This is a genomic window from Halomonas sp. NPDC076908 (assembly GCF_050269715.1).
In the GTDB taxonomy this organism is placed as follows: domain Bacteria; phylum Pseudomonadota; class Gammaproteobacteria; order Pseudomonadales; family Halomonadaceae; genus Vreelandella.
Map to the genome: position 1 here is coordinate 100576 of NZ_JBNNIW010000005.1, position 18253 is coordinate 118828.

15 protein-coding genes and 1 pseudogene are annotated in these 18253 nt (G+C 55.0%); 9 read left to right on the top strand and 7 right to left on the bottom strand.

Annotated features, from left to right (window positions below):
* Positions 1–150: 150 nt before the first annotated feature.
* From ACQKE4_RS04530 to ACQKE4_RS04555, 6 genes are all read left to right on the top strand, one after another.
* Complete coding sequence (locus ACQKE4_RS04530) at positions 151–1353, top strand: efflux RND transporter periplasmic adaptor subunit (RefSeq protein WP_427387100.1); 1203 nt, start codon at positions 151–153, stop codon at positions 1351–1353.
* A complete protein-coding gene (locus ACQKE4_RS04535; RefSeq protein WP_427387101.1) occupies positions 1350–4472 on the top strand; it encodes an efflux RND transporter permease subunit in 3123 nt (1040 codons plus the stop codon). The genes ACQKE4_RS04530 and ACQKE4_RS04535 overlap by 4 nt, the downstream gene beginning before the upstream one ends.
* Positions 4472–5878: an ATP-binding protein gene (locus ACQKE4_RS04540; protein ID WP_427387102.1), complete on the top strand. Its 1407-nt coding sequence runs from the start codon at positions 4472–4474 to the stop codon at positions 5876–5878. Before ACQKE4_RS04535 ends, ACQKE4_RS04540 begins: the two co-directional genes overlap by 1 nt.
* Positions 5879–5951: 73 nt before the next feature.
* On the top strand, positions 5952–6683 hold the full coding sequence (locus ACQKE4_RS04545; RefSeq protein WP_427387103.1) for a response regulator: 732 nt from the start codon (positions 5952–5954) through the stop codon (positions 6681–6683).
* Between the two features lie 14 nt (positions 6684–6697).
* The gene (locus ACQKE4_RS04550; RefSeq protein WP_427387104.1) at positions 6698–7399 is read left to right on the top strand and encodes a response regulator transcription factor; all 702 of its coding nucleotides are present in this window, start codon (positions 6698–6700) and stop codon (positions 7397–7399) included.
* A complete protein-coding gene (locus ACQKE4_RS04555; RefSeq protein ID WP_427387105.1) occupies positions 7392–8774 on the top strand; it encodes a sensor histidine kinase N-terminal domain-containing protein in 1383 nt (460 codons plus the stop codon). Before ACQKE4_RS04550 ends, ACQKE4_RS04555 begins: the two co-directional genes overlap by 8 nt.
* Here ACQKE4_RS04555 and ACQKE4_RS04560 read toward each other — a convergent pair.
* The 6 genes and pseudogenes from ACQKE4_RS04560 to ACQKE4_RS04585 all read right to left on the bottom strand — a co-directional run bounded on the left by ACQKE4_RS04560 (position 8767) and on the right by ACQKE4_RS04585 (position 14363).
* On the bottom strand, positions 8767–9777 hold the full coding sequence (locus ACQKE4_RS04560) for an AbrB family transcriptional regulator (RefSeq protein ID WP_427387106.1): 1011 nt from the start codon (positions 9775–9777) through the stop codon (positions 8767–8769). The two genes, ACQKE4_RS04555 and ACQKE4_RS04560, sit on opposite strands and share 8 nt — an antisense overlap.
* Before the next feature lie 40 nt (positions 9778–9817).
* Entirely contained in the window at positions 9818–11326 is a 1509-nt protein-coding gene (locus ACQKE4_RS04565) for a tripartite tricarboxylate transporter permease (RefSeq protein ID WP_081192578.1), read from the bottom strand.
* Positions 11327–11335: 9 nt separating this feature from the next.
* Positions 11336–11785, bottom strand: a complete 450-nt coding sequence (locus ACQKE4_RS04570) for a tripartite tricarboxylate transporter TctB family protein (protein ID WP_081192580.1) — start codon at positions 11783–11785, stop codon at positions 11336–11338.
* Between the two features lie 84 nt (positions 11786–11869).
* On the bottom strand, positions 11870–12883 hold the full coding sequence (locus ACQKE4_RS04575) for a Bug family tripartite tricarboxylate transporter substrate binding protein (RefSeq protein WP_081192582.1): 1014 nt from the start codon (positions 12881–12883) through the stop codon (positions 11870–11872).
* 119 nt (positions 12884–13002) lie between these two features.
* Positions 13003–13665, bottom strand: a pseudogene (locus ACQKE4_RS04580) (alpha/beta hydrolase fold domain-containing protein); the annotation flags it as partial.
* Positions 13608–14363, bottom strand: a complete 756-nt coding sequence (locus tag ACQKE4_RS04585) for a prenyltransferase (RefSeq protein ID WP_081192584.1) — start codon at positions 14361–14363, stop codon at positions 13608–13610. The gene ACQKE4_RS04585 and the pseudogene ACQKE4_RS04580, both read right to left, overlap by 58 nt.
* A gap of 187 nt (positions 14364–14550) precedes the next feature.
* Between ACQKE4_RS04585 and ACQKE4_RS04590 the strand changes: the two genes are divergently transcribed.
* The gene (locus ACQKE4_RS04590) at positions 14551–15999 is read left to right on the top strand and encodes an ethylbenzene dehydrogenase-related protein (protein WP_427387107.1); all 1449 of its coding nucleotides are present in this window, start codon (positions 14551–14553) and stop codon (positions 15997–15999) included.
* Positions 15996–16547 carry a heme ABC transporter permease gene (locus tag ACQKE4_RS04595; RefSeq protein WP_081192588.1) on the top strand — a complete coding sequence of 184 codons (552 nt, stop codon included), beginning with the start codon at positions 15996–15998 and terminating at the stop codon, positions 16545–16547. The genes ACQKE4_RS04590 and ACQKE4_RS04595 overlap by 4 nt, the downstream gene beginning before the upstream one ends.
* Positions 16548–16668: 121 nt before the next feature.
* Here ACQKE4_RS04595 and ACQKE4_RS04600 read toward each other — a convergent pair whose 3' ends face one another.
* A complete protein-coding gene (locus ACQKE4_RS04600; RefSeq protein WP_427387108.1) occupies positions 16669–17628 on the bottom strand; it encodes an alpha/beta hydrolase fold domain-containing protein in 960 nt (319 codons plus the stop codon).
* A 148-nt stretch (positions 17629–17776) separates the two neighbouring features.
* On the opposite strand from ACQKE4_RS04600, the gene ACQKE4_RS04605 reads away from it, so the two are divergent.
* Positions 17777–18211 carry a hypothetical protein gene (locus ACQKE4_RS04605; RefSeq protein WP_427387109.1) on the top strand — a complete coding sequence of 145 codons (435 nt, stop codon included), beginning with the start codon at positions 17777–17779 and terminating at the stop codon, positions 18209–18211.
* Positions 18212–18253: the final 42 nt, after the last annotated feature.

Below are 18253 nucleotides of genomic sequence, written 5' to 3' on the forward strand. Positions count from 1 at the left end.
GAGTAAAAAAACGAATCAGAGATAAGTAAATGTTGATTGCATGTTATTTGCACATTGTTTGACTTATCGCTGCTCAACAATAGGTGATGCTAGCATCATACGCCTATTTTTCTGGATTTTTCGCCCTTAGCCATCGGATGACGCGCGGTAATGACCCTCTCTCGCTATTACGCTACCAATCAACAAGGTCGTATTCACCTCGGCGCCCTAGCGGCGCTGCTGATATTTGCCGTCGGCGTGGCCTTTGCCTGGTGGATCATTAGTCAACCACCCCGCATTGAACGACGCCCGCCACCACCCACAGCCCCACCTGTTGTTGACGTCATCACTGTTACTGAACAGCTTCAGGCACCTACGTTAACGGGCTTTGGGCGGGTCGAGGCAGAAAAATCCACTATGCTCGCCAGCCGCGTTGCGGGCCAGCTTGAGCGCTTTGGCGAAGGCGTATTGCCAGGCCAAGTGGTGGAACAGGATGCGCCGCTGGTTTACATCGATCAAGCCGACTTACGGCTAGCACTTGAAGACGCGGAAGCGCAATTAGCAAACGCACAGGCTCTACTCGCTTTAGAGCAAGCAGAGCAGCAGCGGGCACGCAGCGAATATGAGTCGTTTGGGCGCCAGCTTTCCGCTGAACGGCGGGCCTTAGTATTACGTGAGCCTCAGCTTCGCCAAGCGCAGGCACAACTGACTCAAGCTCGCGTGGTTCGCGACCAAGCGGCACTTAGTTTAGAGCGCGCTACTCTTAAAGCTCCCTGGCAAGCCATGGTACAAGACCGTTTGGTCGGCGCAGGCAGCCTGCTAAGCCAAGGGACTGAAGTGCTGAGTTTAGTGGGTGTCGAGCAGTTTTGGGTGCGAGCTTCATTACCAGGGGATACCTTAGCCTGGCTTGAGCCTGGCGACCGAGTCACCCTCGCCAGCCAAGGCTGGCCAGAGGGCGCCACCCGAGAAGGCAGCCTGCTCTCCATCCTTCCCAATCTGGAAGAGAACGGCTTACAAGCACAGTTACTGATAGCCGTGGATGACCCCCTGGCGCTTGAAAGCGAAGGCCCTGCCCTGCGCCTGGGCGATATTATGCGCATCACTTATCACACTTCCGCCGCTGAAGAACTTATCGCACTGCCCTCTGCCGCACTTCGTCCGGGTGAACAGGTGTGGTGGGTCGATGAGGATGACCGTTTACGCAGCACCGTTGTCTCCTTAGCCTATCGTGGTCAGGAAGTGGCACTGGTGCGTAGCGGGCTGGAAGCGGGACAGCGCGTCGTCGTTGCAGGCCTTGCCCAGCCTCGCGTAGGCCAGCAAGTACGGCTACGTCAGCGGGGTGACACCCCCGCCCGTGATGGAGGCACCTTATGACCCGTCGCGGACCGCTCGCATGGATGGTTGACCACGGCGTGGCGCCCAACCTGTTAATGGTGATATTTATCCTGGGCGGCTTGCTGGCGTCCCTGGCAATCAAAAAAGAGGTATTTCCCGAGTTTGAAACCGAAGTTGTCCAGGTCACGATCAGCTATCCAGGTGCCACCCCCGAAGATGTTGAGCAAAGCTTACTACTTCCCGTTGAAGCCGCCCTGGCCAATGTGGAAGGCATTGATGAACTGACGGCCACGGCAAGTGAAGGTAGCGCCAGCGTTAGCGCCACCCTGATTGATGGGGTAGAGGTGATGCGCGCCTATCAAGATATTCAGCAGGCGGTTAACGCGATTACCACCCTGCCCAACGCCGCCGACCCACCGCGTTTTACCCTAGCAGGCCGCTCGCGCAGCGTGGTTAGCCTGCAGGTATACGGTTCGGTAGGGTTGGCAGCGCTACATGACGCTGCTGAAGACGTACGCGCTGAGCTACAGGCGACAAGCGGCATTTCCCGCGCTGAACTTTCCGGCAACCGCGATCGAGAAATCCAGGTGCACTTGGACGATGAGGCCATTGAACGTTACGGTCTGGATCACCTGCAACTCGCCAACCGTATTGCCGAAGAAGCGCTGGACTTGGCCAGCGGCCAGCTCACCACCGCTGAAGGTGAATGGCTAATTCGTTACCAAGGGCGCCGTAATAGCGCGGCGGAATTTGCTGATCTCCCGATCCTTACCACTGCCCAAGGCGCCCCGGTGGTACTGGGTGATATTGCCAGCGTCAGTGAAGGCTTTGCGGAAACCGACCGCGAGGAGTTTTACAACGGGCAGCGTGGGCTCTCAGTTGATATTTACCAAATTGGCAACCAGACCCCTACCAGCATCTCCAACGCCGTGTATGGCGAGCTTGAAAGAGTGCGAGGCAACCTGCCAGACGGTGTCAGTCTCGACGTATCCCGTGACAGCTCCGAACAGTATGAGGATCGCCTTAGCCTGCTGCTGAAAAACGCCTGGATGGGCCTTGCCCTGGTAATGATCCTGATGGCGCTGTTTTTGGAAGCACGGCTCGCCTTTTGGGTCACACTGGGTATCCCCACCGCGTTTCTAGGCGCCATGCTGTTTCTGCCCTGGATAGGCGTCTCGCTAAACATGATGTCGATGTTTGCCTTTATTATCGCGTTAGGCATCGTGGTGGATGACGCCATTATGGTGGGCGAGAACATCTACAGCTACCGCGAAGAGGGCTACTCACTGCGTGATGCAGCAGTGAAAGGTGCCCAGGAAATTGCCACGCCCCTTACCTTTGCCATTCTTTCTAATATTGTGGCATTTCTACCCCTGCTGTTCTTACCCGGTTTTCTTGGCCTTATTTTTGCCACCGTACCGGTCGTGGTAATTACTGTGTTCTTAATTTCCTGGGTAGAAGCGCTGTTTATTCTGCCTGCCCATCTTGCCCACAGCCGCAAGCCACGCCAAACACCCGCTTGGCAGCGCCCCCTTGAGGCGGTGCGTCAGCGTATGCAGGGCGGATTACACCATTTCACCTACCGCCAATTCGAACCGTTTTTGCAGCGCGCGCTTAATCAGCAACTGCTAACCGTCGCATTAGCGGTGGCGCTACTTTGTATCGCGTTGGCTTGGGCAATGAGCGGACGACTGGGTTTTTCGCTGATGCCACGAGCGGAATCCGATCAGGTGCAAGCCAGCATTACGCTGCCGATTGGCAGCCATATCAGCGTGAGCCGCGAGCTTAGCCAACAGTTGTTAGATGCTGCTGAGGAGCTCAGCGAGCGGGAAGATACGCTTAGTTTTAGCAGCTCGCGCAGCCGCCTGGATGGGGAAAGCCTGTCAGTACGCCTGGATATTGCCAGAGAGAGTTTAGAGGCATGGCCCCCTTCCCGCATTGCCCGTGAATGGCGAGAGCTGACCGGCGATTTGCTAGGCGCACAGTCGGTGCGCTTTGAATCAGACTTTGGTGGCCCCGGCAGCGGCGCGGCATTGAGTTTGCGGCTTTCTCACCCGAACACCCAAGTGCTCGAAGCCGCCGCGACACGGCTGGCGGAGCTACTTGGCGAATATGGCTTGACCGATATCGACAGCGGTCTAGGTGATGGCAAGCCCCAGCTCGAAATGCGTCTTTCCGCTGAAGGGCGTGCACTGGGATTAACCGGCAGTGATCTTGCTCAGGCCCTGCGTGGCCCGCTGCAAGGGGCCACCGCCGTTGAGCAGTTTATTGGCCGGCGCGAAGTCAGTGTGGAAGTCCGCCTGCCCGAGCAGGATCGCGACAGCCTGAACGAGCTCTATCGCCTGCCGGTGCGCACGCCCGATGGGCTTAGCGTACCGCTATCACGGGTCGCCGATATTACCCTTAGCCAAGCTTCAAGCAGTCTTCAGCGTATCGATGGCCGCCGGATTATTACCGTCACCGCCGACTCCGAAGGCGACCAGGTCATTAACCAAGTGCTCGCCACGCTGCAAGAAGATGTGTTCCCCACGCTTAGCAACACTTGGCCGGGGCTTGAGGTCAGTATGGGTGGCCGTCAACAGGATACCGCTGATAACCTGGCGACGCTGCGTACTGCAATGTGGTTAATGCTAGCGGCGCTATATGCCTTACTGGCTATTCCGTTTAGAAGTTATTTGCAGCCACTGCTGGTTCTCGCGGCGATTCCCTTTGGTATCGTGGGAGCCGTCGCTGGTCACATGATTATGGGCTTTGGTCTTTCCATCATCAGCCTGCTGGGTATGCTCGCGCTGTCTGGGGTGGTGATTAATGATGCGCTGGTATTGATCGATTATGCCAACCGCAAACGCCGTGAAGGGATGGCCCCACGGGAGGCCATTGTCGCCGCTGCCACAAGGCGCCTACGGCCGATTATGATGACCACGTTAACCACCTTTTTGGGCCTTGCACCGATGATTCTGGAAACCTCTCGGCAGGCGCGGTTTATGATTCCGATGGCGATCTCCTTGGGTTTCGGGATGATCTTCGCGACCGTCATCCTGCTTGTGCTGGTGCCCTGCCTCTACCTGGGCATGGAAAATATTCGCGAGCGCCTTAGCGCACCGAAACAAACGCCGCTCGGGCACAATAAGCCAAATCAAGAAGAGGGAGCGCATTAATGGCCGTGCTGACTGCCATACGTCAATGGCGACCCTCCCGCCTGGGTCTAAAGCTGTTCGTGACCATTTTAAGCGTTAATGTTGCGATCTCCGCCAGCATGTTTCTGGCGGTCTCGTATAGTATTGACCGCGGCTTTTTCGATTATCTCAACCAGGCACAAGAGCGCCGCGCCACGCTGTTGGCCGATGGCTTGGTGACCCGCTGGGAAACCCAGCAGAGCTGGGAGTGGTTAGAGCAGGCCCCAGAACGCTGGCCGTTTATTGTGCGTTTTGAACTGGGCCAGGAGCATCGTGACCGCCCTTCACCACTAGGGGAAGCGCGAGATTTCGCACTGCGCGACACGGATGGCAACTATGTGGTGCCGCCCCAAGGTGGCCGCACAGGCCCAGGCAACTGGCATTGGCTGACGCTGCGCAGCGATGAAACGAATATAGGCTCGCTTGGTTTCAGGCCTCCTCGTGAAATGATGGAGCGCATGGAGAGCCGTTTTCTAGAGCGCCAGCAGCGTAACCTGGTACTGATCGTTATATCGCTGTGCGTTGCCTCGCTGCTGCTGGCAGGGGGGCTTTCCTGGTGGTTGGGGCGCCGCACCCGGGCACTGGCAGGCGCCACGCTTCGGCTTACCGAAGGGGATTATCGCACTCGATTACCCGAACGTGGCCGCGATGAGCTGTCGCGCTTGGCGCGTGACTTCAACGTGCTGGCCGCCACCCTGGAAGCCAGCCGCGATGCCCGTGCCCGCTGGGTATCTGACACGGCCCATGAGCTGCGTACGCCGCTGGCGGTGCTGCGAGGAGAGATTGAAGCCATGCAGGATGGCATTCGCCCTCTAAACCAGGAAAATCTCGGCTCCCTCGCGCAAGAAGTGGGCCAGCTAGAGCGCTTGGTCACCGATTTACGCCTGCTGTCACAAAGCGATGCTGGCGCGTTGGATATGCAGCTTGCCCCGATGAATCTTAGCGAAAGCCTTAGCAGCCGTTTGGCCGACGCAGACCGCTGGTTGGTTGAAAGCGGCCTAGCGCTGACCGAGAAGATCGACGCTGGCATTATGATTCGCGGGGATGCCCAACGCCTGCGCCAGCTATGGAATAACCTATTAGACAACAGCTGCGCCTACACTCAACCGCCAGGAGAGTTGCACGTAACGCTCACTGCACAGCAAGGGTTTGCAGTGATAACCTGGGAAGATAGTGCGCCGGGCGTGCCTGAAGGCGAGCTTGCCCGTCTAACGGAGCGCCTCTATCGCGTAGAGGGTTCCCGCAATCGTGCTAGCGGCGGTAGTGGTTTAGGGCTTTCGATTGCCAGTGCGTTAATCAATGCCCATGGAGCAACATTGACGCCCTCCAGCGCAACGCTGGGTGGGTTGCGCTGGACGTTGCGCTTCCCCCTGCTATCAGCTAACTGACTTATTACTAACTTTTTTTAATAACGTATTAACGAGTATTTTCACGTTCATCGCCAAGCGAGTCCGACTACCTATGTCTAATGCGACGTCTAATACTACCTCTAATGCTGCGTCCAACGCTGTCTCTGTACTGATTGTTGAGGATGAGCCGAAGATTGCCCGCCTGATGGCAGACTACTTAACCACTCACGGTTTTGTAGTCACAACGTTAGGACATGGCGATGAGGTCTTGCCTTGGTTAGAACAGCACTCGCCAGCTCTGGTGCTACTCGATATTATGCTGCCGGGTAAAGATGGCCTCACCCTCAGCCGCGAAATTCGCCAGCACTGGCCGACCATTGCCATCATTATGGTCACCGCTAAGGTTGAAGAAGTCGACCGCTTGTTGGGGCTGGAACTCGGTGCCGATGACTATATCTGCAAGCCGTTCAGCCCACGTGAAGTGGTCGCCCGTGTTAAAGCCGTACTGCGCCGCAGCCAAGCGGTCGCCGACTCGCCGGCAGAAGTACAAAACGCCCCGGTAGTCTTAAATGAAGATGGTTGGCAGGCGCTGGCATATGGCAAGGATTTAGGGCTAACGGCAGTGGAATTTCAGCTGTTAAAAGTAATGATGCAGGCACCGGGGCGCATTTTCAGCCGCGAACAGCTGATGGATCACATGTACCGCGACAACCGCATTGTCTCGGAGCGCACCGTGGACAGCCACATCAAGAAACTGCGTAAAAAGATCCACGAAGCGCTCCCTGAACTGGAAATCATCCGTTCGGTATATGGTGTCGGCTATAAGTATCAGCCGGAGGGGTAACGATAGGATGACTTATGAAGGCGCTGGTAGTAGAAGACAACGTTAATTTAGCCCGCTCTATTGCAGCCACGCTTAAAGAGGCTGTCTTTAGTATTGATGTTGCCGACAATGGCAGACAAGCACTCCATATGCTTGAACAGGGCGGATATGACCTGCTGGTATTGGATCTTGGTCTGCCCGAACTGGATGGCATCTCCCTGCTTCGCCAATTACGCCATCAACAAAACACCATTCCTGTGTTAATCATCTCGGCACGGGACAGCCTGGATCAACGTATCCATGGGCTTGAGGTGGGCGCAGACGACTATTTATGTAAACCATTTTCGCTGGAAGAGGTTACTGCTCGCGCCCGGGCATTAGTGCGCCGAGCCAAACACTTTGGTGGCGAAACCTTGCAGTGTGGCCGCTTAGAGTTTTTACCCGATGCCATGGAACTGCGACTTGATGGTAAACCTTTGCTATTACACCGCAGAGAGTTAGAGGTGATGGAGTACCTGTTGATAAATCAGAACCGGCTTGTCAATAAAGACCAAATCATTGACCGTCTATCTAGCTCTGTTGAATCAGTCAGCTACGCCGCCGTAGAAACTTATATTTCACGCATCCGTAAAAAAATTGGCTACGATTTCGGCCTGAAGACGGTTCGTGGGTTGGGCTATTATCTGGCGTCTAAAGACCTAGAACCCAGAGATGTTTCAGGCTCAGCTAATGAGTAAAAGCCAATCGATTCGTAGCCGACTACTGTTATGGATTGGCCTGCCCTTCATCGTATTGGCTGTTCTGGCGCTAATCTCCAGCCACCTACTGCTATCCCGGCAAATCAACGCCACCTTTGATGACCTGCTACTCAATGCTGCGCAACGCTTAGAGCGGCGTATTTATACCGTCGATGGCGAGTTACGCATCAATATGCACTACTTCAGTGTTAGTACACTTGGTAGCCGGGGCGAAGGTAAAATTTTCTACCGTATCAAGGAGGCAGACGGGGGTATGATCGCAGGCTTTAGCGGTTTGGCAGATCCCCCCACAGCATCACATGATCCCATTTTTTATGATGTGGATTATGCAGGAAATGCATTACGCGCCGTAGCGCTTACCCTCCCCTTCAGCCGTGGCAACCAACCCGTCGATATTGAAGTCATCGTAGCGGAATCCAAAGAAGCACGTCACACATTAACCAACGATTTTATGGTGACCCTATCAGGGCTAATGCTGGTAACGGGACTGCTTGCCATTTCCATTGCTTTACTGGCGATTCACCAGGGGTTGGCTCCTTTAAACGCCGTTAGCCAAGCGCTGCGCCAACGTTCATCAAATGATTTGCACGCTTTAGATGATGCCGCCGCCCCCAAAGAGATTTTGCCGCTCATTCAGAGCATAAATAATTTAATGCAGCGCATGCGGCGCAGTATTGAAAGCACTCAGCAGCTCAATGCTGATGTCTCACACCAGCTCAGAACGCCTATTTCTGAGATTCGTGCTTTAACAGAAATATCTCTAAAAGAGACCCCTAAATTACCGGTTCACTCCAGCCTGCAAGAAATACAACGTATCGCTGAACAAGCTAGTCATACCGTAAAGCAGCTGCTCAAATATACTAAAACACGCAGCGAATTAGTCGACTCCTCTCATTTAGAAAGGGTCGATTTGGTCGTGATTTGCCAGGATGCTTGTGCCCAAACCGCCCCTAATATTTACCAGCAATGCCAAGAGATTGCCTTCGATCAGCATCATGCAATTCCCAAGGTCATTGGCGACCCTATTACACTGCGTTGGTTAGTCACTAACCTAATTGAAAATGCTAGCTTGCATGCAGGCGGCAGTACCGCTTATACCGGTGTCATTACCGTTGCCTTAACGGCTAACGAGCACCAAGTGACGCTAACAGTAAGTGATGAAGGCACTGGTGTAGATGAAGCGGCCATTTCTAAGTTAACAGACCGTTTTTTTCGCCTTAATAAGCACGCTTCCGGTAGCGGTTTAGGGTTGGCGATCGTCGAGCAAATCGCCACCGCACACTCAGCACAACTCCGCTTAGCCAATCGACCACAGGGCGGCTTTGAAGTCACCGTGATCTTCCCAATTACTTAATCGGTGCATTGGCGATGCGTACCATCAGCGGCGTCATAAAAATGAGTAACAATAGTCGCAATATATGATGCGAAACGACATACACCGGGTCGATATCCATCACCATAGCAATCACGGCCATCTCACCCACACCGCCAGGAATTAACGCTAGCAGTACCGCCACGAAAGCTAATTGGGTAACACTTGATACTAGCCAAGCCATCAAGGCAGCCACTACTAGTGCAAACAGCGCAAAGGTAATGCCGTAACGGCCCATACTGATCACCTGCGACCACTGAGTGCCGGAAAAACGTGCACCCATTGAGGCGCCCAATACCAGAAATGCTGCCAGTACTATCCATGTGGGTAATGAGGTTTCAAATCCCAGATTAGCGATAATCGCCCCAGCTGCCATCGGCCCTAGAAACTCCGGCAAGGGTACCCTCAATAAGCGCCCTAACCACCAACAAAGCGGTGCCAGTAGCAGCGGTAGGCTATCGATCAGGGTTAATGATGTTGGCGCGCCACTCAGCGTCACGTCATTGACAAAAAAACTCGCTAATATTGCCGCACCTGACACAACGGTGACTAAGCGCAGCGAGTGTGAAATAGCAATCCAGCGCAAATCCCCATTAGCACGTTCTGCCAGTACTAACGCTGAATTCATACTCCCAGGATAAGAGCAGAACATCGCATTCATGCGCCCAACGTTGGCGCGATTAAATATCCAGTATCCGCCAAATAACATCAGCACCATATAGACCAGCATCGCCAGCACGCTAGGGTACCAAAACACAAGCCCAGCCAACTCATCTGCATGAATTCGGCTACCGATAAAAAGGCCCAACAGCGCAATGGCGGTGCGGTGTAAGCGCTTATCGACACCGGTCTTCACGCCAGCCAATGATAAGCTCATCACCATAAATAGAGACCCCAGCATCCATGCCAGGGGTAATGAAAAAAGGGTGGCAACCCAGCCACCCAAAAACCCCAAACCAACGGTAATTACTGTTCTTTTCAACATATCAGTGACTGAGCTTATTAATCATAATTTAAAATAGGTATCATAATTGGGCAGCCTCTTGGCGTGCTTTAAGCTTCTTCATTAGTGGCTGACTAAACAACGAGATTAGCAACAGGGCGAAAATCCCTAGCGTCACTGGGCGCTCAAACACATAGGTAATGTCACCACCGCTGATTTGATAGGAGTGAAGCAAGGATTTTTCAGCCAGCGACCCCAATAGCATACCGATGACTGCAGCAGGTACTGAGTAGCCGTAGTGACGGAATATCCAACCGATCACAGCAAACACCAGCACTGTAGCAGGGCCAGTCATATTGCCGGTTAGCCCGAAGGACCCCATCACTGCAAGCACTAATACGGATGGAATCAGGTAACGCATCGGCACTTTAACGATATTGGCCAGTAACGGAATAAACAGTAAACCGATGATCACCAATAGAAACACCTGAGCAAAGTTAGCAAAAATGATCGCGTACACAACATCGGTCTGCTGACGTATAAACTGCGGCCCGCCAGTAATGTTGTGCATAGCAAACGCCGCCAGCATCACCGCTGTGGCGCCCCCACCGGGTATGCCCAGCGCCAGCAAGGTTGCCATCGAGCCCCCTTCGGAGCTGCTGTTCGCCGCTTCAGATGCCACCACGCCCTTTGGGTTACCCTTACCAAATGAATCAGGGTCGCGATCACGACGCTTGGTTTCAATATAGGAAAGCAGGTTAGAAACCGAAGAGCCCACACCAGGCACGGCACCGACTAACACGCCGATTAAGCCACCGCGAACCATTACCACGGGGTAGCGCATTGCCATTTTGCAGCCTTCGAATATCTCGCCAATTTTTACTTTACGATCATCGGCAGACTCAACAATGAATCCTTTATTGGCTAGCTTAAAAAGTTCAGAGGCTGCAAACATACCCATCATGGCAGGAATAACGGGCACCCCATCCAATAGATAAGTTTGCCCCATCGTGCCGCGTGCCAAGCCAATTTCGCTGAATCCAATCGTGCCGACTAACAGCCCGATAAACCCGGCCACTAAGCCTTTAAGCACCTGCTCGCCTTTTAGGCTAGCGATAAGCGTCATCCCCCAGAGAATAACCACAAACATCTCGGCCGGGCCTAGTCTTAGCACCATGTAGGAGAGTGGCTGAATCATAAAGAACAGCACAATGTAGCCCATCAGTGCGCCAATCACCGATGATGCTAATGCAACGCCTAACGCCTGATTATGCTGCCCCTTGCGTGCCATAGGATAACCATCAAATGCGGTGGCAATCGCCGAAGAGGTACCCGGTATATTCATCAAAATGGCGGGAATACCGGCGCCAAATGAGCCGCCCGTAAAAATAGCCGTCAAAAACAGCATGGCTTGGATAAAATCCATATACATGGTCATTGGCAGAAAAATAGCCATAGCCATGGAAATTTGTAGCCCTGGCGTAGCGCCAAAAATCAGCCCTAATATGATCCCCGGAACCACCACTAGCCAAGGGCCAAAACTGGAAAAAAGCAGATCCATACTCTGCCCTACCGCGCCAAAATCAATCATGGTTTCTCCTTAGCTGGGTAGCAGCAGCAGTGTCATGGGGTACGGCAGCATCTGTGAGAAAAAGAACGCGACGCTAAGTCCAAAAGCGACACTATAGCCACCCAGTAGCAACCAATTACGCTCACCTTTGAGGATCAAAAACAGCGCCAAAAAAACCACAGTGGCAATATCAAAGCCCAGGACTTCAAGCGACAACACGTAGGCGGCAAATAAGCCCACCACGGGTAATGTTTTATGCAGCGGCTCTTCTTCAGTAGAGCGGAACAGCGAGCCATGTTTTATGCGCAGGATTAATTCAAGTGCAATAATCGCCAACACAATGACCGCAAGTGGCAGTATCAGCAGCAGGTTTTGCGGGCTAGCGGATACGCTAATAGCGTCTAATAAATACCAAAGCGTAAAACTAGCCAGCCCCATGAGAACGATGAAATCCCCATAGTCACGTTTATATTCAGACATGGTAAAACCCCATGCTGCCCCTTCATTAAGGTGAAGGGCCAGCTATCATGGAAGGATTAGTTAATTACGATTAATACGGGGAACTCAGTTAAGCAGGTGAGCGTACTGCTCGAATACTTGGTAGTTTTCGCGCATCAACTCATTGGAGCGTTCTGGGCCTACCCAAACACCCCCCATTTCGTTGCGCTCCAATTGCTCTTGAACATCCTTACGAGCGAGGGCGCTTTGGATTGCTGAAGAGAGTTTTTCAAAACGCTCAGGATGTTGGCGCTCCATTTCACTGGTGACCGCAAAACCACGCATGGAACCCTGCAGTACCGGCACTTCAAGATCCATCGGTGCTAACGCTTCATTGATTGGGGGCGCATCCCACTGCTCAATGCGCTCATCGTTCACAATCGCCAGCGGCGTTAGAAATTCGCGGATACCCTCACTACCCTGGGCACTGATAGAGACAAAATCCACCTGACCACCCGCCACAGCGGAACGTGCTTCGCCACCGCTGTTATAGGTCACCAAATTCAGGTTCTCCTGAGGGATACCCGCCTGATCAAGCAGTAAGCGCACCATCAAGTGACCAGCAGACCCTTGCACTACCGCGCCACGCACCTGCCCTCTCTCTTCACGAATGGCTTCCATGAGGCTAGGCAAATCTTCATAACCGCTGTCTTTATTCGCCGCGATAATGTCTAGGTCGAACCACTGAAAGTTGATGTAGGAGAAATCATCGACGCTAAAATCGGCACCGCCAGTAAGTATCGAGTTGGTTAAGTAAGGAGCAAACGTGGAGGCATATACGTTGTAACCGTCATCAGGAACATTCAGAACGTAGTTCGAAGCTACCTGCGTTCCAGCGCCTGGACGATTCGTTACCTGAATAGGCACACCTATCTCTTCAGAGATAGGCCCTGACATAATGCGAGCCAAGCGATCTGCGCTCCCACCAGTGCCAAACCCCACCACCATATTAAGCGGCCGTGTGGGATAGTCTTCAGCCGCAGCAGGCAGCGCGATAGCGAGTGAGGCAACAACGGCTGTAGCCCCTGCTAACAAGGATTTAAAGTTGAGCGATAAAGAAGTAGTGTGACTGTTAGGCATAGCGGGCTCTCTTTTTTATAAGATTGTTACGTTTTGAAACAGGTCTTCACCTGTAAGCCTAAGACGCTACCCCACGAAACTGTCACCAACCTTGCATAGTGCGAGAACGCAACTAAAGTCTAGTCCTCACTCAAGACCTGTCGATTAAGAAATGCGATGCCTGCCTCAATAGCGCTGCCACGAAGGAGAAAGCTGGCAAAGTGGCCCCGGAAGTTTTGCAGATAAAGCTCGCTCTCGATGTTGTTGTCTTGAAGCGCTTGGTAAAAGTCTGTGGCGTGATCCACGGGCACTAATCGGTCCCACTTACCGTGGAATAGAAAAAACGGCGGTGCCTGTGGGGTTATATGCCGGGCGGGTGACGCTAGTCGATACACTTCATTCTCTTCAGCACGGGTGCCGCCGATAAAGTCGACCACCAGTCGGCCATCGTCGAACTTAAGTAGATCGCTGGGCAGCCCGCCAGCCAGCACAGCGGCTAAACGACTTTGCTCGCCACCGTAAGGGTCGGCCAGCGGGCCTTCCACACCGGCCAATGCCAGCAAACTTACTAAATGCGCACCGGATGAAAAGCCCACGCCCACAATACGATTTGTATCGACCTGCCACTCATCGGCATCGGTGTGAATCCATGCCATAGCTTGCTGCAAATCGTGCAGTTGATTAGGAAAGCGGTACTTCGGCGCAAAGCGGTGCTCAATATTGACCGCAACATAGCCCTGTCCCGCTAGCTGTTCGGCAATACCTTGCATATCTTCTGGCGTGCGATTGCGCCAACCGCCACCACTGCAAAGGCCGCAAGCAACAGTACACCTACCAGGCGAGCGGCACGATGCGCCCCGAGCAGAATGACCAAATGGCGGCGACCTACGCGGCGGTCGGCGTCACGGTCGGGCAGCTGGTTGAGCAACAGCAGCTCGCTCACCAGTAGCCCGACGACCAGGGACACCCACAGCGAGGTCGCATCCGGTGTACCGCCAAGTGCCAGCATGGTGCCAAGCACCATCAACGGGCCGAAGCCCAACCCCGGTGCCATAAGGCAGACCCAGGGGGAGCGGGTGAGCCAACGCGTGTAGGCGACGACCAATGCCAGCCCAGGCAGGCCCACCGCGAGCATAGGCCAGCCCCGCCACCACAAGAAAGCCACGCCGATAATTGTTACTCCCGCCAACGCGACGAGTCCCGCCGCCAGCACTGCAGGAGCCGCCCCGGGAGCAGCAGGCAGGGCTCCGCTACCGCCGGAAAAGGGTGTGCGTTGAGTGAGATGATCCAGCCCCGAGCGAAAATCGTCATACTCGTTGAGCAGATTGACCGCGGCATGAGCCAACAGACCCCCCACCAGCACCAGCACCACCTCGGTGAGAGAGAGCGGCACCGGCTGGCGGGCCGCCAGGGCAATGCCGAGCAGCACGCAGAGCGGCGCCAACACCAGGAAGCTCGGGCGCGTAGCCCTCAGTACCGCGAGTCGGTAGATTTGCCGCATTATCGAAAGATCCTCTGGTTAATGATCAAAATTGATTGAAACAAGGATCTCAACCGAGAGTATTCCACTTCAAGCATTAAGGCGGATGACCGTTTGTTTTTTGATATAGATCAAGATCACTCATGATAGCCTAAGCAATACTAAAGGTTCTATCGAAGGTTCCTTACATCCAGGCTCAGGAGTTCTCATGACAAGAAAAGATCAAGACAAGGGTGCCTCCCCTTGGCTGGTTCTCGGGGTGCCGATCGCCCTCGGGCTGGCCTGGGTGACCCAAGGCACCGGGGTGATCGAGAACGATCTCGAACGCAATATCTGGATTCCCGATGAGCTGACCATGCCGCTGCAGGTGCAGGCCGCCTACAACGGCGAACAGATCTTCTTCCGCTATCGCTGGCCTGCATCTCAGCCCCATGTCTATCACGACATGCTGCGCTACGAGGACGGCGAGTGGATTCGCCACGGCCGCTCGGTGCCAGGGCCTGATCCAGATGGTACCTACGAGGATCGAGTAGCCATGCTGGTGGACGATGGCGGCGTCCCTCAGTTCAGCCGCTATGGCGGCTATATTACCGTCGGCGACCAGATGCGCTTCTTCTCCAACTCCGCTTCACCGGCTGATGTACGGGCGCATCCACACCTTGGTGAAACCCTCGGTGAGAGCGATGTTCGCAAGTACCTGCCCGCCACGCGAAGCGACCAGAATGACTGGCGCAGCGTAGTCGATGCTGACGTGCTACAAGCTCAACGGGAGGCCGGCTATTTTCTGGATCTCTGGCACTGGCGTGCCGGTCGCTCCAATGCCATTGGCGCCTCCGATGACCAGTGGGTCGGCGACTATCGCCACGGCGATGCCGGCAGCGGCCCGTTCACCACCAACTGGGACGGCGACAATAGCCAGCCGCGCTGGATGCTCGACCCAGACCAGACCGGCCAGCGCGCGCTGCGCTGGGAAGATGTGACCTCAGGGGGCGTTGATTTCGACGGCATCTACTACCTCTCCGAGGACAACCGCACCGATTTCGACCCCGACCACGACTGGCAGAACGGTGATGTCATCCCACGGCGCCTGCTGCGTGAGCCGGCCGGTTCCCGCGGCGATATAAGGGTGCACGAAGGCCCTGCCCGCTGGGAAGATGGCTACTGGGACGTGACCCTGATCCGCGACATGGATACCCGCAGCCCGCTGGACGACAAGGCGTTCCGCGAACAGGGCGTGTACGACATCGGCATCGGCGTCTATCGCAACGCCACCGGGAGCCGCTGGCACTACGTATCGCACCCCTACACGGTAGGCCTGGGACGCGAGGCGGACTTTCAGGCCATGGCGTTCGACGGGGACTCACCAGACTGGTCGAATGACTGGTTCGATATGACCCTCTTCTACCCCGGCCAAGTCGACTGGCCGCTGCTGGTCAGCCGCGCCCATGCGGGTGCCGAGGATATCGCCGAGGGTAAGCCAGTGCGCCCCCGCCACAGCGAGAAGCAACTCGCCCTCTACGGGGTGGAGATGGAATTCAACGACGCCATCACCTCGCGCTGGTTGATGACACTGATCGCCGGCTTGATCGCCATGCTCGGCACCACTCTCGCCCTGCTACCTAGCTTCCGCTCCACTCGTCAAGGAGACCGCTCATGAACGGCACTCATGCCATGCTCTCCCACTTCCCGGTGGGCTTCTGGGCCCTTTCTACCCTGATGATCCTCGCCGGTGTCTTTATGACTGGGCGGCTGGCCGAAATCAGCCGCGCCGCCCTGCTGCCCGTACTGGTGCTCAGCCTGCTTGGGGCTTTGGCGGCTATCGTCAGCGGCTTCCTGGTCTGGCCGATGGAAGCCAACCTGGCAAGCCCCTTGGCGCGCAACCATATCCTGATGGCCTTCTGGTCGCTAGGCATCTACACCATGCTCACCGTGCTGGCCTGGAAAGCCGGCGATGCCGCCTTCCAGGGCAACCGCCGCTGGGCGCTGGTGATCCTAGCGCTGACCGGTGGCCTGATGTTCTCGGCTGCTGGCACCCTGGGCGGCCATCTGGCGGGTTCCACCACCGCCTTTTCCCAGGTGCTCGGCCTGATGGGATGGCAGGTCTACACCACCTTCTACAGCCCGCTATGGGTCGTCGTCGTGATGGTGATCATCGGCATCGCGGCCGCAGTGCTTGGCCTGAAAGGCCAGCGCAGCAGCGGCTGATTCTCTTCGCGCTTCTCGTAACCAATAAGGGCCCCGCTTCGGCGGGGTTCTTGCCGCCGGCCTCACCTATACCCCACAAAACTGTCACCCACCTTGCATAAAGCAAGAAAACACCTAACGTCTAATCCTCGCTAAATACCTGTCGATTAAGAAATGCGATGCCCGCATTAATGGCGCTGCCGCGTAGTAGAAAGCTGGCAAAGTGGCCTCGGTAGTTTTGTAGATAAAGCTCGCTCTCAATATTGTTGTCCTGGAGGGCTTGATAGAAGTCCGTTGCATGATCCACGGGCACTAACCGATCCCACTTACCGTGAAATAGGAAAAAGGGCGGTGCCTGGGGGGTTATATGCTGGGCGGGTGACGCCAGGTGATACGCTGAGCGCTCTTCAGCACGGGTGCCGCCGATAAAATCGACCACTAGGCGGCCATCGTCGAATTTAAGCAAATCACTCGGTAGCCCCCCCGCCAGTACCGCGGCCAAACGGCTCTGCTCACCACCGTAGGGTTCGGCCAACGGCCCTTCTACACCGGCCAATGCCAACAAACTTACTAAATGCGCGCCAGAGGAAAAACCAACCCCCACTATGCGGTTGGTATCCACCTGCCAGTCGTCGGCATTGGCATGAATCCACGCCATGGCTTGCTGCAAATCATACAGTTGGTTAGGGAAGCGGTACTCTGGTGCAAAACGGTGTTCAATATTAACCGCGACGTAGCCTTGCCCTGCTAACTGTTCGGCAATGCCTTGCATATCTTCCGGCGTGCGATTTCGCCAACCACCGCCGTGAACCACTAATGCGGCGGGGCGCAGCGTATCGGTTGGATCATTTTCAGGTAGATAAACGTCAGCTTCCAGAGCTTGAGGCCACTCGTCAGGCGTATAGATTTTTGGCGCTAAGCGCGTAAAAGGCCGAGGTTCATGCAAACCACTACTTTCAATGGCGGGGTCGCCTTGACTAACACTGTGAGTAGCGCCGCAGCCGCTCAGCAATAGCGTGAGGGTGCCCAGGCCAGCTACACGGCGCAGGGTGGAAAGGGCGCCATGCGGTTGCCTCTCATTGCTCAACTTCACTCGCGACATTGTCTTTCTCCTTAAACATAGGTGACCCCTCACCTATCCGTTACGACCCGCTCAGCCCTAATAAGGTCACGATTGTTGCACACTCTGTGCAAACGGTTTGCACTGCACCTAGCGATACTGACATCGTCAACTCACCAGGAGAGAATTTATGAACGTTTCAAACACTCGGAAAATGTCAATTCGCCAACTGTTTGCCCCCACCCTGCTGGCTATCGCCATTGCTCCATTAGCGTTTACCGCTCAAGCACATAGCCACGGTGACCATGAAGGCCAAGGCCCTGATCGCGAACGCATGGAAGAGCGCATGGAAGAGCGCATGGAAGAGCGCATGGAAGAGCGTCGCCAGGAAGTGTACGAGCGTGCAGATATTTCAGCAGAGAAACAGGCTGAGCTTAACGCAGCACACGCGGAACATCGTGAAGCGGTGCACGCGCTGCGCGATGAGCATAAAGAGCGCGTTGCTGAAATCCTTTCTGAAGAAGAGCAGGAAGCACTGCGCACTGCCATGCGCGAAGCCCATGATGAGTATCGTGGTAAACATGGCAAACGCGGCCAGCATGGCGAAAGTGGCGATAGCGAATGAACGCTTAAAAACGTCAGCGATAGCTCCAACGCCCGGTTTCCG

Excerpts from the sequence above, each read along its gene's own strand:
- ACQKE4_RS04575 (WP_081192582.1), bottom strand. The coding sequence starts at position 12,883 with ATGCCTAACAGTCACACTACTTCTTTATCGCTCAACTTTAAATCCTTG.
- ACQKE4_RS04555 (WP_427387105.1), top strand. The coding sequence starts at position 7,392 with ATGAGTAAAAGCCAATCGATTCGTAGCCGACTACTGTTATGGATTGGC.
- ACQKE4_RS04550 (WP_427387104.1), top strand. The coding sequence starts at position 6,698 with ATGAAGGCGCTGGTAGTAGAAGACAACGTTAATTTAGCCCGCTCTATT.
- ACQKE4_RS04560 (WP_427387106.1), bottom strand. The coding sequence starts at position 9,777 with ATGTTGAAAAGAACAGTAATTACCGTTGGTTTGGGGTTTTTGGGTGGC.
- ACQKE4_RS04595 (WP_081192588.1), top strand. The coding sequence starts at position 15,996 with ATGAACGGCACTCATGCCATGCTCTCCCACTTCCCGGTGGGCTTCTGG.
- ACQKE4_RS04590 (WP_427387107.1), top strand. The coding sequence starts at position 14,551 with ATGACAAGAAAAGATCAAGACAAGGGTGCCTCCCCTTGGCTGGTTCTC.
- ACQKE4_RS04600 (WP_427387108.1), bottom strand. The coding sequence starts at position 17,628 with ATGTCGCGAGTGAAGTTGAGCAATGAGAGGCAACCGCATGGCGCCCTT.
- ACQKE4_RS04540 (WP_427387102.1), top strand. The coding sequence starts at position 4,472 with ATGGCCGTGCTGACTGCCATACGTCAATGGCGACCCTCCCGCCTGGGT.
- ACQKE4_RS04570 (WP_081192580.1), bottom strand. The coding sequence starts at position 11,785 with ATGTCTGAATATAAACGTGACTATGGGGATTTCATCGTTCTCATGGGG.
- ACQKE4_RS04605 (WP_427387109.1), top strand. The coding sequence starts at position 17,777 with ATGAACGTTTCAAACACTCGGAAAATGTCAATTCGCCAACTGTTTGCC.
- ACQKE4_RS04535 (WP_427387101.1), top strand. The coding sequence starts at position 1,350 with ATGACCCGTCGCGGACCGCTCGCATGGATGGTTGACCACGGCGTGGCG.
- ACQKE4_RS04565 (WP_081192578.1), bottom strand. The coding sequence starts at position 11,326 with ATGATTGATTTTGGCGCGGTAGGGCAGAGTATGGATCTGCTTTTTTCC.
- ACQKE4_RS04585 (WP_081192584.1), bottom strand. The coding sequence starts at position 14,363 with ATGCGGCAAATCTACCGACTCGCGGTACTGAGGGCTACGCGCCCGAGC.
- ACQKE4_RS04545 (WP_427387103.1), top strand. The coding sequence starts at position 5,952 with ATGTCTAATGCGACGTCTAATACTACCTCTAATGCTGCGTCCAACGCT.
- ACQKE4_RS04530 (WP_427387100.1), top strand. The coding sequence starts at position 151 with ATGACCCTCTCTCGCTATTACGCTACCAATCAACAAGGTCGTATTCAC.